The 15,658-nt window shown below is 44.3% G+C and carries 15 protein-coding genes; 6 read left to right on the top strand and 9 right to left on the bottom strand.

Translation table 11 applies throughout. The features are described 5' to 3' along the window. The first annotated feature begins 910 nt into the window (after window positions 1-910). Window positions 911-1,480, top strand: a complete 570-nt coding sequence (locus tag QUB30_RS12680; protein ID WP_006633606.1) for an RNA recognition motif domain-containing protein — start codon at window positions 911-913, stop codon at window positions 1,478-1,480. 341 nt (window positions 1,481-1,821) lie between these two features. On the opposite strand, the gene QUB30_RS12675 is transcribed toward QUB30_RS12680, so the two are convergent. Together QUB30_RS12675 and QUB30_RS12670 are read right to left on the bottom strand one after the other, a co-directional pair. Continuing rightward, window positions 1,822-2,829: a tellurite resistance TerB family protein gene (locus tag QUB30_RS12675; protein ID WP_333333670.1), complete on the bottom strand. Its 1,008-nt coding sequence runs from the start codon at window positions 2,827-2,829 to the stop codon at window positions 1,822-1,824. A 164-nt stretch (window positions 2,830-2,993) separates the two neighbouring features. Then, complete coding sequence (locus QUB30_RS12670; RefSeq protein WP_333333668.1) at window positions 2,994-3,290, bottom strand: CHAT domain-containing protein; 297 nt, start codon at window positions 3,288-3,290, stop codon at window positions 2,994-2,996. A gap of 114 nt (window positions 3,291-3,404) precedes the next feature. On the opposite strand from QUB30_RS12670, the gene QUB30_RS12665 reads away from it, so the two are divergent. Beyond that, window positions 3,405-3,710 (top strand): hypothetical protein, encoded by a 306-nt coding sequence (locus QUB30_RS12665; RefSeq protein ID WP_333333666.1) that lies wholly within the window; start codon window positions 3,405-3,407, stop codon window positions 3,708-3,710. Between the two features lie 247 nt (window positions 3,711-3,957). Here the strand turns inward: QUB30_RS12665 and QUB30_RS12660 are convergent, their stop codons facing one another. Further along, a complete protein-coding gene (locus tag QUB30_RS12660) occupies window positions 3,958-4,983 on the bottom strand; it encodes a hypothetical protein (RefSeq protein ID WP_333333664.1) in 1,026 nt (341 codons plus the stop codon). Between the two features lie 550 nt (window positions 4,984-5,533). On the opposite strand from QUB30_RS12660, the gene QUB30_RS12655 reads away from it, so the two are divergent. Then, on the top strand, window positions 5,534-6,643 hold the full coding sequence (locus tag QUB30_RS12655; protein ID WP_333333662.1) for a hypothetical protein: 1,110 nt from the start codon (window positions 5,534-5,536) through the stop codon (window positions 6,641-6,643). 79 nt (window positions 6,644-6,722) lie between these two features. Here the strand turns inward: QUB30_RS12655 and QUB30_RS12650 are convergent, their stop codons facing one another. The 3 genes from QUB30_RS12650 to cobU form a co-directional block, all read right to left on the bottom strand. Further along, complete coding sequence (locus QUB30_RS12650; protein WP_333333660.1) at window positions 6,723-8,792, bottom strand: AarF/ABC1/UbiB kinase family protein; 2,070 nt, start codon at window positions 8,790-8,792, stop codon at window positions 6,723-6,725. A 77-nt stretch (window positions 8,793-8,869) separates the two neighbouring features. Then, entirely contained in the window at window positions 8,870-9,295 is a 426-nt protein-coding gene (locus QUB30_RS12645) for a hypothetical protein (RefSeq protein ID WP_333333658.1), read from the bottom strand. A gap of 277 nt (window positions 9,296-9,572) precedes the next feature. Further along, window positions 9,573-10,148 (bottom strand): bifunctional adenosylcobinamide kinase/adenosylcobinamide-phosphate guanylyltransferase, encoded by a 576-nt coding sequence (gene cobU, locus QUB30_RS12640; protein ID WP_333333656.1) that lies wholly within the window; start codon window positions 10,146-10,148, stop codon window positions 9,573-9,575. A 179-nt stretch (window positions 10,149-10,327) separates the two neighbouring features. Between cobU and QUB30_RS12635 the strand changes: the two genes are divergently transcribed. Then, window positions 10,328-11,296, top strand: coding sequence for a glycosyltransferase family 2 protein (locus QUB30_RS12635; RefSeq protein WP_333333654.1), 969 nt, complete (start codon window positions 10,328-10,330; stop codon window positions 11,294-11,296). Between the two features lies 1 nt (window position 11,297). Here the strand turns inward: QUB30_RS12635 and QUB30_RS12630 are convergent, their stop codons facing one another. Beyond that, on the bottom strand, window positions 11,298-11,510 hold the full coding sequence (locus tag QUB30_RS12630; protein ID WP_333264788.1) for a hypothetical protein: 213 nt from the start codon (window positions 11,508-11,510) through the stop codon (window positions 11,298-11,300). Here QUB30_RS12630 and QUB30_RS12625 point away from each other — a divergent pair. Continuing rightward, window positions 11,419-12,354 carry a glycosyltransferase family 2 protein gene (locus QUB30_RS12625; RefSeq protein WP_333333744.1) on the top strand — a complete coding sequence of 312 codons (936 nt, stop codon included), beginning with the start codon at window positions 11,419-11,421 and terminating at the stop codon, window positions 12,352-12,354. The two genes, QUB30_RS12630 and QUB30_RS12625, sit on opposite strands and share 92 nt — an antisense overlap. Window positions 12,355-12,442: 88 nt before the next feature. Here QUB30_RS12625 and QUB30_RS12620 read toward each other — a convergent pair whose 3' ends face one another. Continuing rightward, window positions 12,443-13,240, bottom strand: a complete 798-nt coding sequence (locus tag QUB30_RS12620; RefSeq protein WP_333333652.1) for a cation diffusion facilitator family transporter — start codon at window positions 13,238-13,240, stop codon at window positions 12,443-12,445. A 55-nt stretch (window positions 13,241-13,295) separates the two neighbouring features. On the opposite strand from QUB30_RS12620, the gene hpsU reads away from it, so the two are divergent. Continuing rightward, the gene (hpsU, locus tag QUB30_RS12615) at window positions 13,296-13,973 is read left to right on the top strand and encodes a hormogonium polysaccharide biosynthesis acetyltransferase HpsU (protein WP_333333650.1); all 678 of its coding nucleotides are present in this window, start codon (window positions 13,296-13,298) and stop codon (window positions 13,971-13,973) included. A 352-nt stretch (window positions 13,974-14,325) separates the two neighbouring features. On the opposite strand, the gene QUB30_RS12610 is transcribed toward hpsU, so the two are convergent. Then, entirely contained in the window at window positions 14,326-15,654 is a 1,329-nt protein-coding gene (locus tag QUB30_RS12610; RefSeq protein WP_333333648.1) for a response regulator, read from the bottom strand. Window positions 15,655-15,658: the final 4 nt, after the last annotated feature.

Below are 15,658 nucleotides of genomic sequence, written 5' to 3'. Positions count from 1 at the left end.
GGGGGATTTAGGGGGATCTAGACTTAGGTAAAAGCGAGATTTCTCAGGGGTTTCCGGCGTAAGTTGTCACTAAGGCCTACAGTCTTCTTCCTTGTTCCCTCGTAAAGAAAAGTTGCTTTTTTGCCAGCCCTCTGTTACATTAGTTTACAGGAATTGGATTGAATTAAATAGCGCGATAACTTCAGTTGGCTAAAATCCCTTAAGGCATTGCGTAAAAATTGTCAACATCCCAACACAGCAAGTACAGCCAGCCGCTTGTCGGCTGTTTTTTTTCGACCGCTATTTTTGCTGTGCGGGATGAATTCTCAAAAGTGATTCAGATGTGGTTTCCGTTAAATTCAGACTGAAATCTTCCTAAATAACTAGCTCTGTTACCAAGGCTGTGATACCTTTAAAGAATGCTCGGACTCTGCCGGGCCCGATTTAAGGGATACCAGGTAAGTGAGTAGTTCTCAGCATTAGGAGCGAGATTAGGAACGAGGTAAGATTACTGGCTGAAAAAAGGTTAGCCATTTTATCCATCACTGTATTAAACTGAATACTGGCATTCCGATCGCTTGCAATTGACATCCTTGGACATAAATTTCTAGACGGCGCTGGCTATAAACATTCTGAATCAAAACCGGAAGCAAGTAATACAGAATAGCCAATAGCCTAAACATTTGAGTGATGACTAAAAGTTTACACAACAACCTGAGATTTAAAAGCTCTCTGCATCGGCGGTTAAGTTCCGGCCTTATCAGAGTAAATCATCTTTTTGTTCTAAAAGATGGGGGGAGCTGTCAAGGTTGGTGGGAGGAATGCGCCAATTCTCGGGTTATGTGGTGTTTGCCTGAAGTCAATATTCAGTTGACTTCAGGTAATTCTGTTCGAGCAAATTAATTAAAATCCAAGTCGGGAGGAATTTTTCATGTCTATTCGTCTTTATGTTGGCAATCTACCGAAGGAACTCGATCGCCAAGAATTGCAAGAAGTTTTTGCACCGGAGGGCGAATCTGTTACCACAAAGGTAATTACAGACCGCAAAACTGGTAAATGCAGAGGCTTCGGTTTTGTAACGGTGCTAACCGACGAACAAGCCGACCAAGTTATTGAGAAATACAACGGCTTGATGTTCAAAGAAAACCCCCTGAAAATAGAAAAGGCACTGCCCCGTTCTAAGGGTAAATCTGAGAAGGGCGAAGACGATCAGCAGCAGTCGCCGCAGTCACCGCAGTTGGTGTCGGCATCGGCGTCTGTGCCTATGCCTGTGCCTGCGCCGCAGCAACAGCAGCGCTCTGCTTCGGCTCCTCCTACCCAAGGTGGAGGCGGTTCCAGCAAAAGCAATCGCCGTCGGGGTGACAACAACAAGTCTCGCCGCAATCAGTCAGCAACAACGGTGTCGAGCGCTGATTCCGGCTCGGTGCAGCCAGATCCGCGCTGGGCGAGTGCTCTGGAAGAACTCAAGCAAAGATTGGTGGAAGCTCAGACTACTAATTAGTCGAAAATGGCGGCTAATTGCTGCTGTATCTCGACTGTGGTTGACTGAATGTATCTGGAAGTGCGATCGAGAATGGGTCAAAAAAGCCTGTTGTCGATCGCACTCTTTGATCGTAAAAAACCTCTAATATCTAGCAATGCGGTAAAATAACCGCGATCGGGCAAGTAATGAAAACTCAAGTCTTCACTACCCACCAGTTGGATTTTGGTCAATCGACCGGACACGATATCATATCCTAAGAATAGTTGGCAAAAAAAACCCGGTTTCTCTGAAAATATAGGGTTGAGCAGCGAGACATCTAGAAAGAAATCAGGTTTTTAGCCCGTTTAAACAAGTCCTCTTTATTCGATCGGCCCGAATTCGATTGTCTCAATAAACTCAAAAATCTTGTTCATAATTCCCTCAACTTCAGACTCCAGGGAACCCAATTCATCCCCTTCCTGATAAATTCGCTGACAGCTTACGGTGTAGCAAAAATCGTCAGCAATAAAAGCCATAAGTCCCCGGTAAGCGTCCAACCGAGTCAGAGGGCCCTCGTTTTTCTGCACGCTGAGAGTTGCACCAGCAGGCAAATCTAAAACCACGAAATAAGCTTCTTCATCTTCTAAATATTCTGCGTGGAGTAACTTAGAATTGGGAACATTAGCAAGAATTGCCTGAGAAACAAAATTGTCGAGAAAAGACTTGAGATAAGCTTCCTCGCCAACCGAGTCGATGGTTTCTTCAACTTCACCACCAACAGGGAAATAATCAATTTTCAGCAAAACGCCAAAGTCGTCTGAAAATGCGACACAGCCTTCTTGATCATCAATTTTACCGCCTCGTTGATCGTCAACTGGAACGGGAACGCTAAAATTGCCTTCAGGAGACACGTACCATGCCGCATCGAAATCAGACTCTTCGCCCTCTACTTCCGAGTAAGCAGCAATTACATCCTCAATAATTTCCGCAGCTTCCTCGTCTTCCACACCTAATGCTTGCTGGAATTCTTGGAGGAAAGCCTCGTGCTTCTGGGATATTTCCCCATCTGCAACAAACATTGCTGCAGTTATTGCAAAAGTATCCAACACTAACTCATCTGGCATGGATTCCCAAGCAGTATTAAATAATGCTCCTAAACCGTCTTGGGCAACAATACCGGCGAGTCTTTGAAACATTGCTGACATATCATCTTCCGAGTATTCAGCAAATATTTCTGATTCCCAAAGTATGCTTTCTAAGATATCAGCATCCGTGTCAGGGGAATTTGCCTCCGCTGCGACAAGTGCTACCGCTGCTACGGATTCTTCTAAAGTTAAGCTTGCTTCGGATTTGTCTTCTGAATTGAATATTTTATCAAACTTGCCCACAGGTTTTGCCCCGCTAGTGTTTAGTTTTGCTATTCATAGCAAATTTATGACACAAAAAGATAGTCGTCAGGGATACATTTACTTTTTGCAAAATCCCGCCAGTCAATGTAGGGTGCGTCTAGCCTTAAACCTTACCACTCGTGAATATCAAATCTCCAATTAATTTACCAAAGACTGCCAATTATTGTGAATCCGGCCCAAAACTTCGGGTGTGAGAAATCTGCATTTGGTACTTGTGCCGATTGAGTAAGGTCGATCGCGCCTTGAGTTCCCCGCAATTGACCATCTTTTACTACAATTTGTTTGTGGATCATTGCCAGTTGAGCTTTTCTGAGCGCTTCAGCTTTAATTGGCTGCGATGCCAAATTGCGATAGAACTGCGTCATCAGCGCTAAAGTGGCGACATCCTTAAGGCTGTAAGGTCGATCGCCCTTAAATCCTATCGTCCTGGACGCATCCAAACCAAAAAAACCCGGTTTTTTGCGGTTTTTGCTGTTAGTCAGCCCAATAACACGACTCCCCCGCCCGCAAATCTCAGCTTACAACCGTCAACAGCAGCAACTAATCCAGGTAGTTTGACACTGAATTCTGCCAATACTATCCCCAATGACATCTTGCTAAACGGCGGTTCAATTCCAATGATGAACAGCTTTAGCGGCATCGATGATGACATTCTCATCTACGACTCTAACAGCTTGTTAACATCTCTAACCAGCGCTCAAACTCAGCCAATTCTTCTTTTGCAAGCCGCGAGTGTTAGTGGTGCGCTCACTCTTACTGCTAATACTTCTGGTAAGGAAGCTGACCTTTTACTCAATGCGAATCCGAGTCCCATTCAGCTACCAACAAGTAGCGATTTAAGTGGCACTTCTACCTTGTAGTAATTGTAGATGTGGTTGAGGGCGATCGAATCGATAAAAACCCGGTTTCTTGAAGAAACCGGGTTTTTTGCAGTTTTTGCGGTTTGTCATACCAAATCCGGGTTAGCTATTGTCGCGATCCATGGTATGGTGCGTCGCTCGTTCTAACGTTGCTGTTCAGAGGCTGCCAATAACCTTTCGTGCCTAACCCGATGACGTTGATTCGGTCGGGTGCAAGCGAGTTGTTATGCGGCGGAACTAGCAGGCTTTATGCCTTTGTTTTTAGTAGGGAAGCAATTTCAATCATTAATTCTCGGCGATCTGGCTTTATATAATCAAGATTTGCTGACCAGTTCAAAATATCTATGATTTCTGCTGATTGACTGGGAGCAAATTGATTGTTTGTTACCACTCTTCTGAGTGCCAATAAAGCACTGTATTGAGTGTAGGGCCTCTCCAGAATACCAACTGCTCTAGAAACTAACAAATTTATATAATCAGTTGATGTGTTCCACTCAATGTGCTTGTAAGCAGACAAACGCTCTCCCCCCTTGTAGCTATTGAGTCTTTCATGAACAGGAAAATTTATAACTTTAGGAATTAAAGTCCACATTGTTGAGGAAATTTCGTGCATTAATCTTGTACGGTTATGTCCAAAGGGCATTTCATCTCTAACCCTATCGTAATAGCCAGCCAATTGATCTATCCGCTTCAATGCTTCCGTTGAATCTATATCGCTCGCAGCATCAACTAAAGCTATGGCATTTCGATAGCGTCCCTCAAGCTGCTGCTGCGTTTCCTGAGATGTTAGATTTATAGCCCCAATATCTGATATTTTTTCTTCGTATTTTTCTGATGCTTCTTGAACACCGTATTTTAGTTTAATTCTCAGTAGATTAGTCTCAATTTCCTCAATGCCTTGTTCACGTAACCAATTTAAAGAACCTTGCACTTGCGGAACTTGAGAAAGAATCCAAGGAAGTAAAATAGGAAGCCAAAAAAGAAAGAGAAGAACTAAAGTTACCGATGTAACCTTTAATTCAAATGAAAAGCTCCAAATATTGCTGTTAACTTTATCCAATTTAAAAGAAATGTTGAGTACGCTTAATATGAGTAAGACAATGATAGTAATCGAGTATTTTTTTCTCAAAGAAGAGGAAAGACTCGAATTGATACTCAATCGCTCATCTTGATTAATTTTTCGATGTGAATTTCTATTCATACAAGACCACACCACACTTTGCACTATACGATCAACCATAGCTATAAAACTCGGCTGATAATCGCAATTCATAGATGATTTTTCGTATCCACAAACAATCTTGTGGCAACTTCATACTGCGGAATTTACAAGTGAGCTTTCGACTGCACCCCCACCGATAAACTAACCGCATAACTTATAATTGTACCGCAGCTACAGTAGAATACTCTTTCCGATCGACTAATCCGGAACATCTGCGGTTTAACTTTGAACAATCTGAAGGCCTTCTACTCTACCTTAACTCAACAAATAAACCACCCGGATCGCCCTGTCGGTGATAAAAAGTGACATGATTTTGTAAACTTACGTAAATTACCTCGATGCAGTCCGCAGATTTGGTAAAAAACCCGGTTTCTTTGGTCTGAGTTACCCATGAATGACCAGAAACCGGGTTTTTAGGAAAATACTTCGTTGCAGTCCACAAATTCGGTAAAAACCCGGTTTCTTCGATCGCACTTGGTAAGTCCTGTAATGAATCGAACCCAAATGTAAAATATTGTTACAAGTTACTTGACATCAGGAACTAAATCTAAATTACCAATGACTATAATTGGGTAAAAAATAATTTCCTAGGGGAAATTCCATGCAGAAACTAACTAGAATTTTATTCACTACAGCTTTAACCCTAACTATCTTGTGTTCTCCCACAGCAGCTTTCGCCAAAGCAAAAATTCAGATAGCCATCCTTTTAGATTCTAGTAATAGCATGGATGGACTGATTGACCAAACTCGTACTCAACTTTGGCAAATTGTTAATTTTTTAACTAAAGTAACCAAAGATGGCGAAGTGCCCGAGTTAGAAGTTGCCCTTTACCATTATGGTAATGACAGCTTACCTTCCTCGGAAGGTTTTGTCAGATTATTAACTGGATTTACTCCTGAATTAGATTTAGTTTCCGAAAAGCTATTTAGTATCAAAACCAACGGCGGTCAAGAATATGCTGGCTGGGTAATTCGTTCAGCAATGCAAGAATTAAACTGGAGTAAAAATCAGGAAGATTTTCGCGTGATTTTTATTGCGGGTAATGAACCATTCGATCAAGGCCCAATAGTTTGGAATCAATCTGTCAATCTCGCTGTCAAAGGAGATACCCTCGTTAATACAATTTACTGTGGTTCAGCCGAAAGTCAGGAGCGACAACTTTGGGTATCAGGAGCTAATTTAGCAAAAGGCAGTAGCTTCAACATTAATCAAAACCAACAAACTGTGGTAATTAAGTCCCCTTACGACGACGAAATTTATATTTGGAATACTAAACTCAATCAAACCTACATTCCCTACGGTAGAGAAGGAAGAATAGGACAACAACGTCAGGCTGTTGAAGATAGTAATTCTGGCGCCAATTTTGCTTCGCGTAGTGCGTCCAAAGCTTCTGAATACTATGATAATGCTTCTTGGGACTTGCTGGATGCTCTCGAAAACGGCACAGTTAAACTAGAGGCAATATCAGATGATAATTTACCAGAAATCATGCGAGGGATGACGCTAACAGAAAAAAGAGCATATGTAGCTGGAAAGAAAACCGAAAGAGAGGCGATTAAAAAGACAATTCGCGACTTATCTCAAAAGCGTACAGCATATATTGAACAACAGCGGAAATCTAGTACCAATAGTGGCGAAAATACTCTCGATCGCGTAATGATTCAGAGTCTCCGCCAGCAATTAGCCGCTAAAGGATTCAAGCTTAATTAAAAGAACGCAGACGAAATTTCATCTGCGTTCATCTGTGTTTATCTGCTAATATCTGCGGTCAAAAAAACGCCCAATCCCACTACTTCGCAGCCGGTAAAGACAACTGAGGCGAAGTTTTAGGATAGCTTCCCTTCACGGGAATCGCATCCGGTTCCTGCGAAAGCAAAAACTCGCGAATAACCCTAGCAACTGCTCTTTGAGCTAAACCGCCGACTACTTTCTGCCCCATATTCTGCACTTCCGGTTTCACCAACAACTGCGGAAGTAGCTGCAATACTTTCATCGTGTCAAAACCTGGAGTTGATTGCAAAATATCCCAAATCCGCTTGATGTGTTCTAAGTTTTTTTGTTCAGTTGGTGAAACAACAGGTTGATTTGCCTTGACTCCAAACCATTCGCCGACGACTGCTTTGGCGTTAGCAAAAGCATTGCTCGAAAGTGTGTCAAGGCTTTTGACTAATTCCAGGACAATACGATCGCGAATGAAATCTCCTCTTTCGGAAAATAAATATTCTAAAGCTTGGTTCAAGATTTTGCTCACATCGTAATCCTCGCTCTCGCGGGCATTGTTGAGCAAGTTTTCTAAGCGGTTCCAGCGGAATTCGCCTTGTTTGAACAGCAAATCTTGCAGGGATGCTCTCAATTCCGGTGCGGGGTCGCTCAACAGCCGTTTTGCAACGTAAGGATAAGCTTTGCTCAACACTTTGAATTCGGGGTCAACGTTGATGGCAATCCCTTCTAACGTGACGAGCGATCGAATAATCAAAGCATAGTAAGCTGGAACCCGGAAAGGATATTCGTACATTACCGCCGAAAGCTCGTCAGTAATGCTTTTGAAATTGAGTTCGGCAACACTAGCACCCAAAGCATTGTTAAATACGCCCGCCAAAGCTGGAATAATTGGCGTCAAATCGGTGTCGGGAGTTAAAAACTCCAACTTGACATAATCTTTTGCTAAACCTTCAAAGTCGCGGTTCACCAAATGCACCACAGCTTCCAACAAGCCGTATCGCTGATAAGGTTTAACTTCGCTCATCATCCCGAAATCGAGATAAGCCAACTGACCGTCCAGAGTCGCCAAAAGATTGCCGGGGTGAGGGTCTGCGTGAAAGAAACCGTGTTCGAGAAGTTGTCTGAGAGAGCACTGCACCCCCACTTCAATTAAGTAAGGAGCATCGATTCCTTGAGCTTTAACGGCTTCTAAATTCGTAAGTTTGATGCCGGTGATCCACTCCATTGTTAAGACGCGGCGGCGGGTATATTCCCAGTAGATGCTGGGAACGTAAATGTCTTTGATGTGGCCGTATAGTTGGGCAAACCGTTCGGCATTTTGTCCTTCGTGGGTGTAGTCCATTTCTTCGTAAATGCGCTCGCCCAACTCGTCCATAATGCTTGCGAGGTCACTGCGAATTATTTTGAAGTTGTTTTGCGCCCAAACTGCAACGCGCCGCAGGATGTAGATATCTAAGCCGATGTTCTCGGCTAAACCCGGTCGCTGGACTTTGATTGCGACTGTTTCCCCGGTTTTGAGTTTGCCTTTGTAGACTTGTCCGAGAGATGCTGCGGCGATCGGATCGGGGGTGATTTCTGCGTAGATGTCTTTGGGGTGGGCTCCCAATTCTTCTTGGATGAATTGATATGCTACTTCGTTCGGAAATGCTGGCAATTGGTCTTGCAGCGTTGTTAGTTCTTCTAAATATACTGGCGGTACTAAGTCAGGCCGTGTTGAGAGTGCTTGTCCGATTTTGATGAAAGCTGGGCCGAGTTGGGCCAGAATTTCTCGCAGTCGGACGGCGCGACGCTTTTGGTTGGTGGCGGTACGACCTGTTTTGCCGTCGAACCACACACTGAAGGCAAAGCTAAAAAATGTCCAAACAACGCTCGACAGCCTTCCCCAGACTTGTAGAGGTCGATTTCGGTACAGGGCTGCGATCGCCACTGGATCGTACCGAACAGCATCTCCTGCCAACTCGAAAGCTATGTCTCTGGCTGATTTGAGCCGATCGTCCGTTACGACCTCGGTCTCTAGTGATACTGGTACTGCTTGCAGGGGAATTGTATTTGCATCTTGGAAATTGCCGAGTACAGCCTGAGTCCCTGAATTTACATAAGTTTGCGGGGAGGCTGGCGATACTGTCTTGACATTCATAAATCAGACCTAGTGTGAAGCATTGTAAATATATTGTAACAATTTAAGGAAGAAGACCCTTCTTCCTTCTTATATACTTACTCGCCGCTGCTGGATCTTTTGAGTCGATCGCGAATGCCTGAGAGTTGCGATTGGCTGCTGACGGGCGATCGAGGTTGGGGCATTTCCGTATCGGGCCAGTTCGGTAAGTCGTTACAGGGACAGAACTCCGGGGGCATTCCGGTTTGTTGGAACACTACAGGCATAGCGCAGCGCGCGCAGGGACTGATTTCCCAACCGGGTGTCAGCAGTTGGGCAATTGTTTCGTTTGTGCCTTCGAGGTAACAGTCTCCGCTGTCGCGGGAGATGATTTTTTGCCAGCAGTCTTCAAATTCCTGGCTGTAGCGATCGCCGGCATTTACCGATTTGGGCAGCAGCGCTTCGGAACCGTTGCGAATTAATACTTTTTTGCCTAACTGAAACCAGTAAGCAATATATTTTCTTACTTCACTATCTGATGCCATAACTTTTAGTCTACCCTTCAACTAATTGATTATTTTAGACTTTTAATTTGAAATTAGCACTCTTTCTTAAGAGACATTTTAGCTTTTACATAATTTCAAAATTTGGCTATTCCTCATGTCAAATTGTTGGGTTGTTCCCCCTAGGGAGTATGTTTTTTGACTAATTTATGTGACTCTTGTGTTTTCAATCTTAGTTAAAATTATACCTAATTTTTAGTTAAAATTGTCCATCGGAAAACCGAGATGTTTTCTGTCTTGTCGATCGCGACTCCGGCTGTTAATTTTTCGCTACGGGCGGCAGCGGGGTACCCAGAGCCCTTAGATCCAAGGCGTAACCTCCGGTGGCGAGATAAACATTATCGGCGATCGCCCCGATGTGGCGCACGAGAGTGCCGAGGCGATCGCGAAACAGCCGCCCCGCCGGATAAGCAGGCACAACACCCCATCCGGTTTCTTCCCCTACCAAAATTACATCAGCCGCCGCCGACTTCAAACAGGCTAGCAAATCTTGCTGCGCAGCCGCCCAAACAGCAGCTTCTTGTTCCAAAAGATTTGCCGTCCAAGTTCCCAGGGAATCAATCAACAAGCAATCTGAGGGCTGGCTGGCCCGCACAACTGCCGATAATTCGATCGGCACTTCTAGAGTTGTCCAATCAACAGGACGGCGATTTCGGTGCCGATCGAGGCGACGAAGCCACTCCAAATCCGTTTCATCAACGCGACTGGTAGCCACATAGATTATTTGTTTTCCCGAACCCGCCGCCAGAGTTTCGGCCCATTCACTTTTGCCACTTCGGGCAGGCCCAGTTACTAAGATTAATTGTCTAGATGTGGTGGGTTCTGAGTTAGTCATTAGTTATTAGTCAGCAGTCATTAGTCAGATACAAAGGATTAAACACAATTACCAATTACCAATTACCAATTATCATTTAAACTGCCAACTACCAAATGCTTTTTAAGCGATAATAGCATTGATGAGACAATATCAGAGTAAGTCGATCGCGAACCCCAGTATTTCCCAAGCTGTTATTTATGCCAGACCCTCAGATATCAGCGATAATTTGCACCCACAATCGTCACACCTATCTAGGTGCAGCGATCGACAGCTTGCTGGTACAGGATTTTCCCGACTACTTTGAAGTAGTAGTAGTGGATAACGCTTCTAGCGATTATGCAAGCCCCGAAAGTTCGATTTCGCGCACCCGCGAGGTGGTAGAAGCAAGACAGGGCGATCGCCGCCTCAAGTACGTCTGGGAGCCTGAAATCGGTCTGTCAGTGGCGCGGAACACCGGCGCAAAGGAAGCTCGCAGTCAAATATTAGCTTATCTCGACGACGACGCTATTGCTGAGCCGAATTGGCTCAGGGTGCTGCACAGCGCTTATCAAAGCAATCAAAAACTCGCCGTAGCTGGTGGCAAAGTCAATTTGCTCTGGCCTTCGGGAGTCAGCCCGCCCGAATGGCTGTCACCGGGATTAGCCCAGAACTTGGGATCATACGATTTAGGCGACACTTGCCTGTACGTGACTGCTGCCGGTTTGACTCCCAGGGGTGTAAACTACTCGATCCGGCGCGCTTTTCTCGAACAAATTGGCGGCTTCGATGTCAAACTCGGTAGAGTCGGCAAAAAGTTGCTGTCAAATGAAGAATTGCGCGCCACAGAATTAGCATTAGAGCTAGGTTGGCAAGTAGTTTATCTGCCCGAGGCCCAGGTGCTTCACCATGTCGCCACAGAACGGCTCAACAAAGCTTGGTTCCTAGACCGCGGGTGGTGGCAAGGCATCAGCGAGTGTTATCGCGAACAATTGTCCGATCGAGCCGGTATTGCTCAGCTTTGGCGGGGGGGTGAAAAAATATTGAGGGGTGTCTACAAGTCTTTTAAATACATTAGAGATCCGGGGCTGCGCTTTGAAAATTTCGTTTTTGCTTGGGGTCAAATCGGTTATTTGAGCGCAGCCGTCCGCGGCCTGATTTTTGCACCGAAATCGACCAGCAGGCATTAGGCTATAGGCAATATCCCTCGCTGCTAAAGTCGTCGGCGCGGCTGTGCCGATCGCATTTCATCCACCAAAACTCGACCGCATTCAGGTTCAAGCACTCGATTATGACATCTAGTTCATCCAAGATTCCGGTTTCAGTTCTCATTCCGGCAAAAGACGAAGAACTTAATCTACCTGCGTGTCTGGCCAGCATTGCCAGGGCGGATGAAGTTTTCATGGTTGATTCCCAAAGCAGCGATCGCACGGTAGAAATTGCCATCAGCAGCGGCGCAAAAGTAGTGCAGTTTTACTTCGACAACCGCTGGCCGAAAAAGAAAAATTGGTCTTTGGACAATCTGCCCTTTCGCAACGAATGGGTATTAATTGTCGATTGCGACGAGCGCATTCCGCCGGAACTTTGGGACGAAATCGCCCAGGCGATCGAAGACCCCAATTTTGACGGCTACTACCTCAACCGCAAAGTCTTCTTTTTAGGCCAGTGGCTGCGTTACGGCGGCAGATATCCCGACTGGAATTTGCGTTTGTTCAAGCATCAAAAAGGACGTTACGAAAACCTCGGCACTGAATCAGTTCCCAATACTGGCGACAACGAAGTTCACGAACACGTCATTTTAGCCGGTCAAGTCGGCTACTTAAAAAATGATATGATCCACGAAGATTATCGCGATTTATTTCACTGGATAGAACGGCACAACCGGTATTCTAATTGGGAAGCTCGCGTTTATTACAATATTATTGAAGGGCGCGACGACAGCGGCACTATTGGCGCTCACCTATTTGGAGATGCCGTACAGCGGAAACGATTTCTCAAAAAAGTTTGGGTGTGGCTGCCTTTTAAACCAATGCTCAGATTTATTTTATTTTACTTCATTCAGTTAGGCTTTTTGGATGGAAAAGCTGGCTATATTTATGCAAGGTTATTGAGTCAATATGAGTATCAAATTAATGCAAAACTTTATGAGTTGCGTTGTTGTGGCGGTCAGTTGAATGTGGCCGAATCTCAACCGCCTCTGTCGCCGCCAGTAGTTATCAGTCAAGAGACAGAAGTTAAATTGCCTTAATATTTTGGAGGGAGGGGGGAATTGGGAATTAGGAATTGGTAGTTGGGAATTAGGAAAGCCAGCCCATACCGAGTGGCTTGAGAGATTTTCATTTAATAAGTTCTTCTAGTGATGGAAAAAGCAATTTTTCTGGGCTCACTTTTTCGCAATCACAAGGCTGTTGAATTGCGGATATTGCTGATACTTTTCCCAGCAGCAATTGGATGCTTTCGATTAGCAATGGTAGAGTTAATAAAATAATTGATGCAGAGACTAGCAAGCTAATCAAGCCGTCAGCCCAATTCCAGTGCAGCCACGCGACGGCGATCGCAGCTAAAATTACTCCAACCGACGAAAATATGTCGGCAACTGCGTGCAGAAAGGCGCTTTTGAGGTTCAAGTCGCCGTGACAGCAAGAATGCAAGCAGCAAGCGTTGATCGAGTTGATGCTTAAACCGACAATTGCGGTAATTAACATCGGGAGCCCTTCTACTTCGGGAGTTGGGGACAGCAAACGGGCGATCGACTCAGCAGCAATCCACAGGGCGATCGCCACTAAACTGATACTATTAATTAAAGCAGCAATGATTTCTCCTCGTTCAGGGATTGGCGATTGTGCGATCGTACAATCTACCGATTTACTTTTGCGTTTGACTGAGGAGTACCAAGTCGCTGTCAAAGTTATTGCTAAAGCTGCTACATCTGAAAAGACGTGACCCGCATCTGCTAATAGGGACAAACTATGAGAATTAAGTGCGGCGATTAACTCTGCTACAAAAAAGCTGCTAAGCAGTACCAAGGCTGTTTGTAAAAGTCGCACTTTGCCAATTCTGGGATTTATATTCTCGCATTGTGCGATATCCTTGGCGTTTTCCGAGTCAAAATTGTCCCTAACTAGAAATGTCATGCAGCAGTCCTTAAGGTTAAACTCGATTTTAAATTAAACATTAAATTAACTATCAATGACCGATTATATACCAAATCCCCACCAAGATCCGGAAAATTTGAGCGCAAATTCCCCAAATTCGGGAAGAAAAGATCGCCAAATTAGCGACAATCACGCCAATACTTTGACAGGCGAATCTTTAGTCGATTTGCGCCGCTACGATCAATCAAAGTTTGATCGAGGAAAGCCTAGTTGGGTAATTTTGCTTTGGTGGTTCGTCCAGGCGATCGGATTTCCTCTCACTCCACACCCTTTTAACGGCATCAGAAGGGGGCTGCTGCGGTTATTTGGAGCGAAAATAGGTCGCGGTGCGATCGTTCGTCCCACGGCTCGTTTTACCTATCCCTGGAAAATTGAAATCGGAGATTACAGTTGGATCGGAGATGATGTTGTATTGTACAGTCTCGATCGAATTGCGATCGGCAAACACTGCGTCATTTCTCAAAAAAGTTACCTCTGCACCGGCACTCATGACTCCCAAGACCCAGCCTTTGGCTTAATAACAGCATCTGTTACTATTAATAACGGCGTTTGGATTGCCGCCGACTGCTTCATTGGCCCTGGTGTCGAAATCGGTGCTAACGCTTTAATCGGAGCTCGCAGCAGCGTCTTTAAAAATATGCCTGCAGGCTTTATTTGCACAGGAACACCTTGTCGTCCCCGCTGTCAGCGAGAAATTAACAAAAGTTCGTAGTAGGGACTTCAGCGTCTCAAAAGTTCGTAGTATGGACTGAAGTTCTTTCTTGTCCAACTTGGAACTAACGGGACTTAAACAAAGTTTAAGACCTAATAAAGCCCAACCTCGCTTTATATGCAGCAAATACCTCCATGCTTTCTGGTTAGCCGCGAACCAATCTATAAAATATATAGCAACCGCCAAAGTTATGAGGATGTTTATGTTGAGAATCAGTTGTTACTATCCCTTCAGCCGTTGCGCGATCTGTGACAGAATTAGTCACTAAATAGCCATCTTCTGTTTCCGCAGAAAAAGTCACAGCATTCCTAACGGTAGCTATTGATAACCAAAGAGACCTTGTACCCGGAAACTAAGCAGATTGACAAACTTGTGGCCGAATTGGAATTTCAATGACGAATTCTATTCCCTTTCCTGATACAGGCTGGCAGTATAATCTGCCCCCATGCTTTTCAACGATAATTTGGTAACTGATAGATAACCCCAATCCAGTTCCTTTACCGATAGGTTTGGTAGTAAAAAAGGGGTCAAATAGCTTCGGTTCAATGCTTTCGCCAACTCCCCGACCGTTGTCACTAATATAAATAGCCACCCAATTATCGTCAATTAATTTTGTACAAATCTGAATGCGGTTCGGGTCTTTTTTGATTTCTGCAAACGAACGCTGCTGATTAGATTCCTCCAAAGCATCAATGGCATTGGAAAGAATATTCATGAACACTTGATTGAGTTGTCCGGCATGGCATTCTACTGGTGGAAGCTGACCGTAATTTTTTACTACTTCAATCTCAGGATGCTCTGGTTTTGCTTTAAAACGATGATGTAGGATGGTGAGTGTACTATCAATTCCTTCATGAATATTTACTGCTTTCACGTCTGCCTCATCCAGGCGAGAAAAGATTCGCATAGACTTGACAATCTCTTGGATGCGCTGCGTTCCTAAGTTAATTGAGTTGAGAACTTTGATAAAATCTTCCTCCACAAATTCTAGTTCTATTTCATCCATTGCTCCTTGAATCCGAGGGGTAGGATTTACATAATCTTCTTGATAGAGGTGTATAATTTTTAGTAAGTTATGAGCGTACTCTTGGGCATAACCCAGATTGCCAGAGATGAAATTTATCGGGTTATTAATTTCATGAGCAATGCCAGCAGCCATTTGCCCTAAACCAGACATTTTCTCGCTTTGGATTAACTTAATTTGCATTTGTTGCAAATCATCATAGGCTTGACTGACTTCTATAATTTTTTGCTCCAATAACGTATTTTTTTCCTCTAATTTCTCAGCTAGAACATGAAGCTTTAAATGCAGCTTGACGCGAGCTAATACTTCCTCTTGTTGAAAGGGTTTGGTAATATAATCTACCGCCCCAAGCTTAAACCCCTCAACTTTATTCGCGGTATCCGAGAGAGCAGTCATAAATATAATGGGAATCTGTTTAGTTTCTGGATTAGCCTGTAATCGACGACAGGTTTCAAATCCATCAATTTCTGGCATCATGACATCTAGTAAGATTAGATCTGGTAGAGCATATTTAACTCGCTCTAGTGCCATTTTTCCCGATTTCGCAACCCGAACTTCAAATCCTTCTTGGCTTAAGGCATCAGATAAGACACCCAAGTTAGCTGAATTGTCATCAACTATAAGAATCGTACCATTTGCTTGAATTTCTGAATTCATAAAC

This window comes from Microcoleus sp. BROC3 (assembly GCF_036702515.1).
In the GTDB taxonomy this organism is placed as follows: Bacteria; Cyanobacteriota; Cyanobacteriia; order Cyanobacteriales; family Microcoleaceae; genus Microcoleus.
Note: the sequence above shows the minus strand (reverse complement) of the source record. Positions and strands in the feature narration are given on the sequence as shown.

What these genes read in the sequence shown, in the direction of transcription:
- QUB30_RS12680 (WP_006633606.1), top strand. Translation starts at nt 911, where the DNA reads ATGTCTATTCGTCTTTATGTTGGCAATCTACCGAAGGAACTCGATCGC.
- QUB30_RS12660 (WP_333333664.1), bottom strand. Translation starts at nt 4,983, where the DNA reads ATGAATTGCGATTATCAGCCGAGTTTTATAGCTATGGTTGATCGTATA.
- QUB30_RS12655 (WP_333333662.1), top strand. Translation starts at nt 5,534, where the DNA reads ATGCAGAAACTAACTAGAATTTTATTCACTACAGCTTTAACCCTAACT.
- QUB30_RS12650 (WP_333333660.1), bottom strand. Translation starts at nt 8,792, where the DNA reads ATGAATGTCAAGACAGTATCGCCAGCCTCCCCGCAAACTTATGTAAAT.
- QUB30_RS12645 (WP_333333658.1), bottom strand. Translation starts at nt 9,295, where the DNA reads ATGGCATCAGATAGTGAAGTAAGAAAATATATTGCTTACTGGTTTCAG.
- cobU (WP_333333656.1), bottom strand. Translation starts at nt 10,148, where the DNA reads ATGACTAACTCAGAACCCACCACATCTAGACAATTAATCTTAGTAACT.
- QUB30_RS12635 (WP_333333654.1), top strand. Translation starts at nt 10,328, where the DNA reads ATGCCAGACCCTCAGATATCAGCGATAATTTGCACCCACAATCGTCAC.
- QUB30_RS12630 (WP_333264788.1), bottom strand. Translation starts at nt 11,510, where the DNA reads ATGAAAACTTCATCCGCCCTGGCAATGCTGGCCAGACACGCAGGTAGA.
- QUB30_RS12620 (WP_333333652.1), bottom strand. Translation starts at nt 13,240, where the DNA reads ATGACATTTCTAGTTAGGGACAATTTTGACTCGGAAAACGCCAAGGAT.
- hpsU (WP_333333650.1), top strand. Translation starts at nt 13,296, where the DNA reads ATGACCGATTATATACCAAATCCCCACCAAGATCCGGAAAATTTGAGC.
- QUB30_RS12610 (WP_333333648.1), bottom strand. Translation starts at nt 15,654, where the DNA reads ATGAATTCAGAAATTCAAGCAAATGGTACGATTCTTATAGTTGATGAC.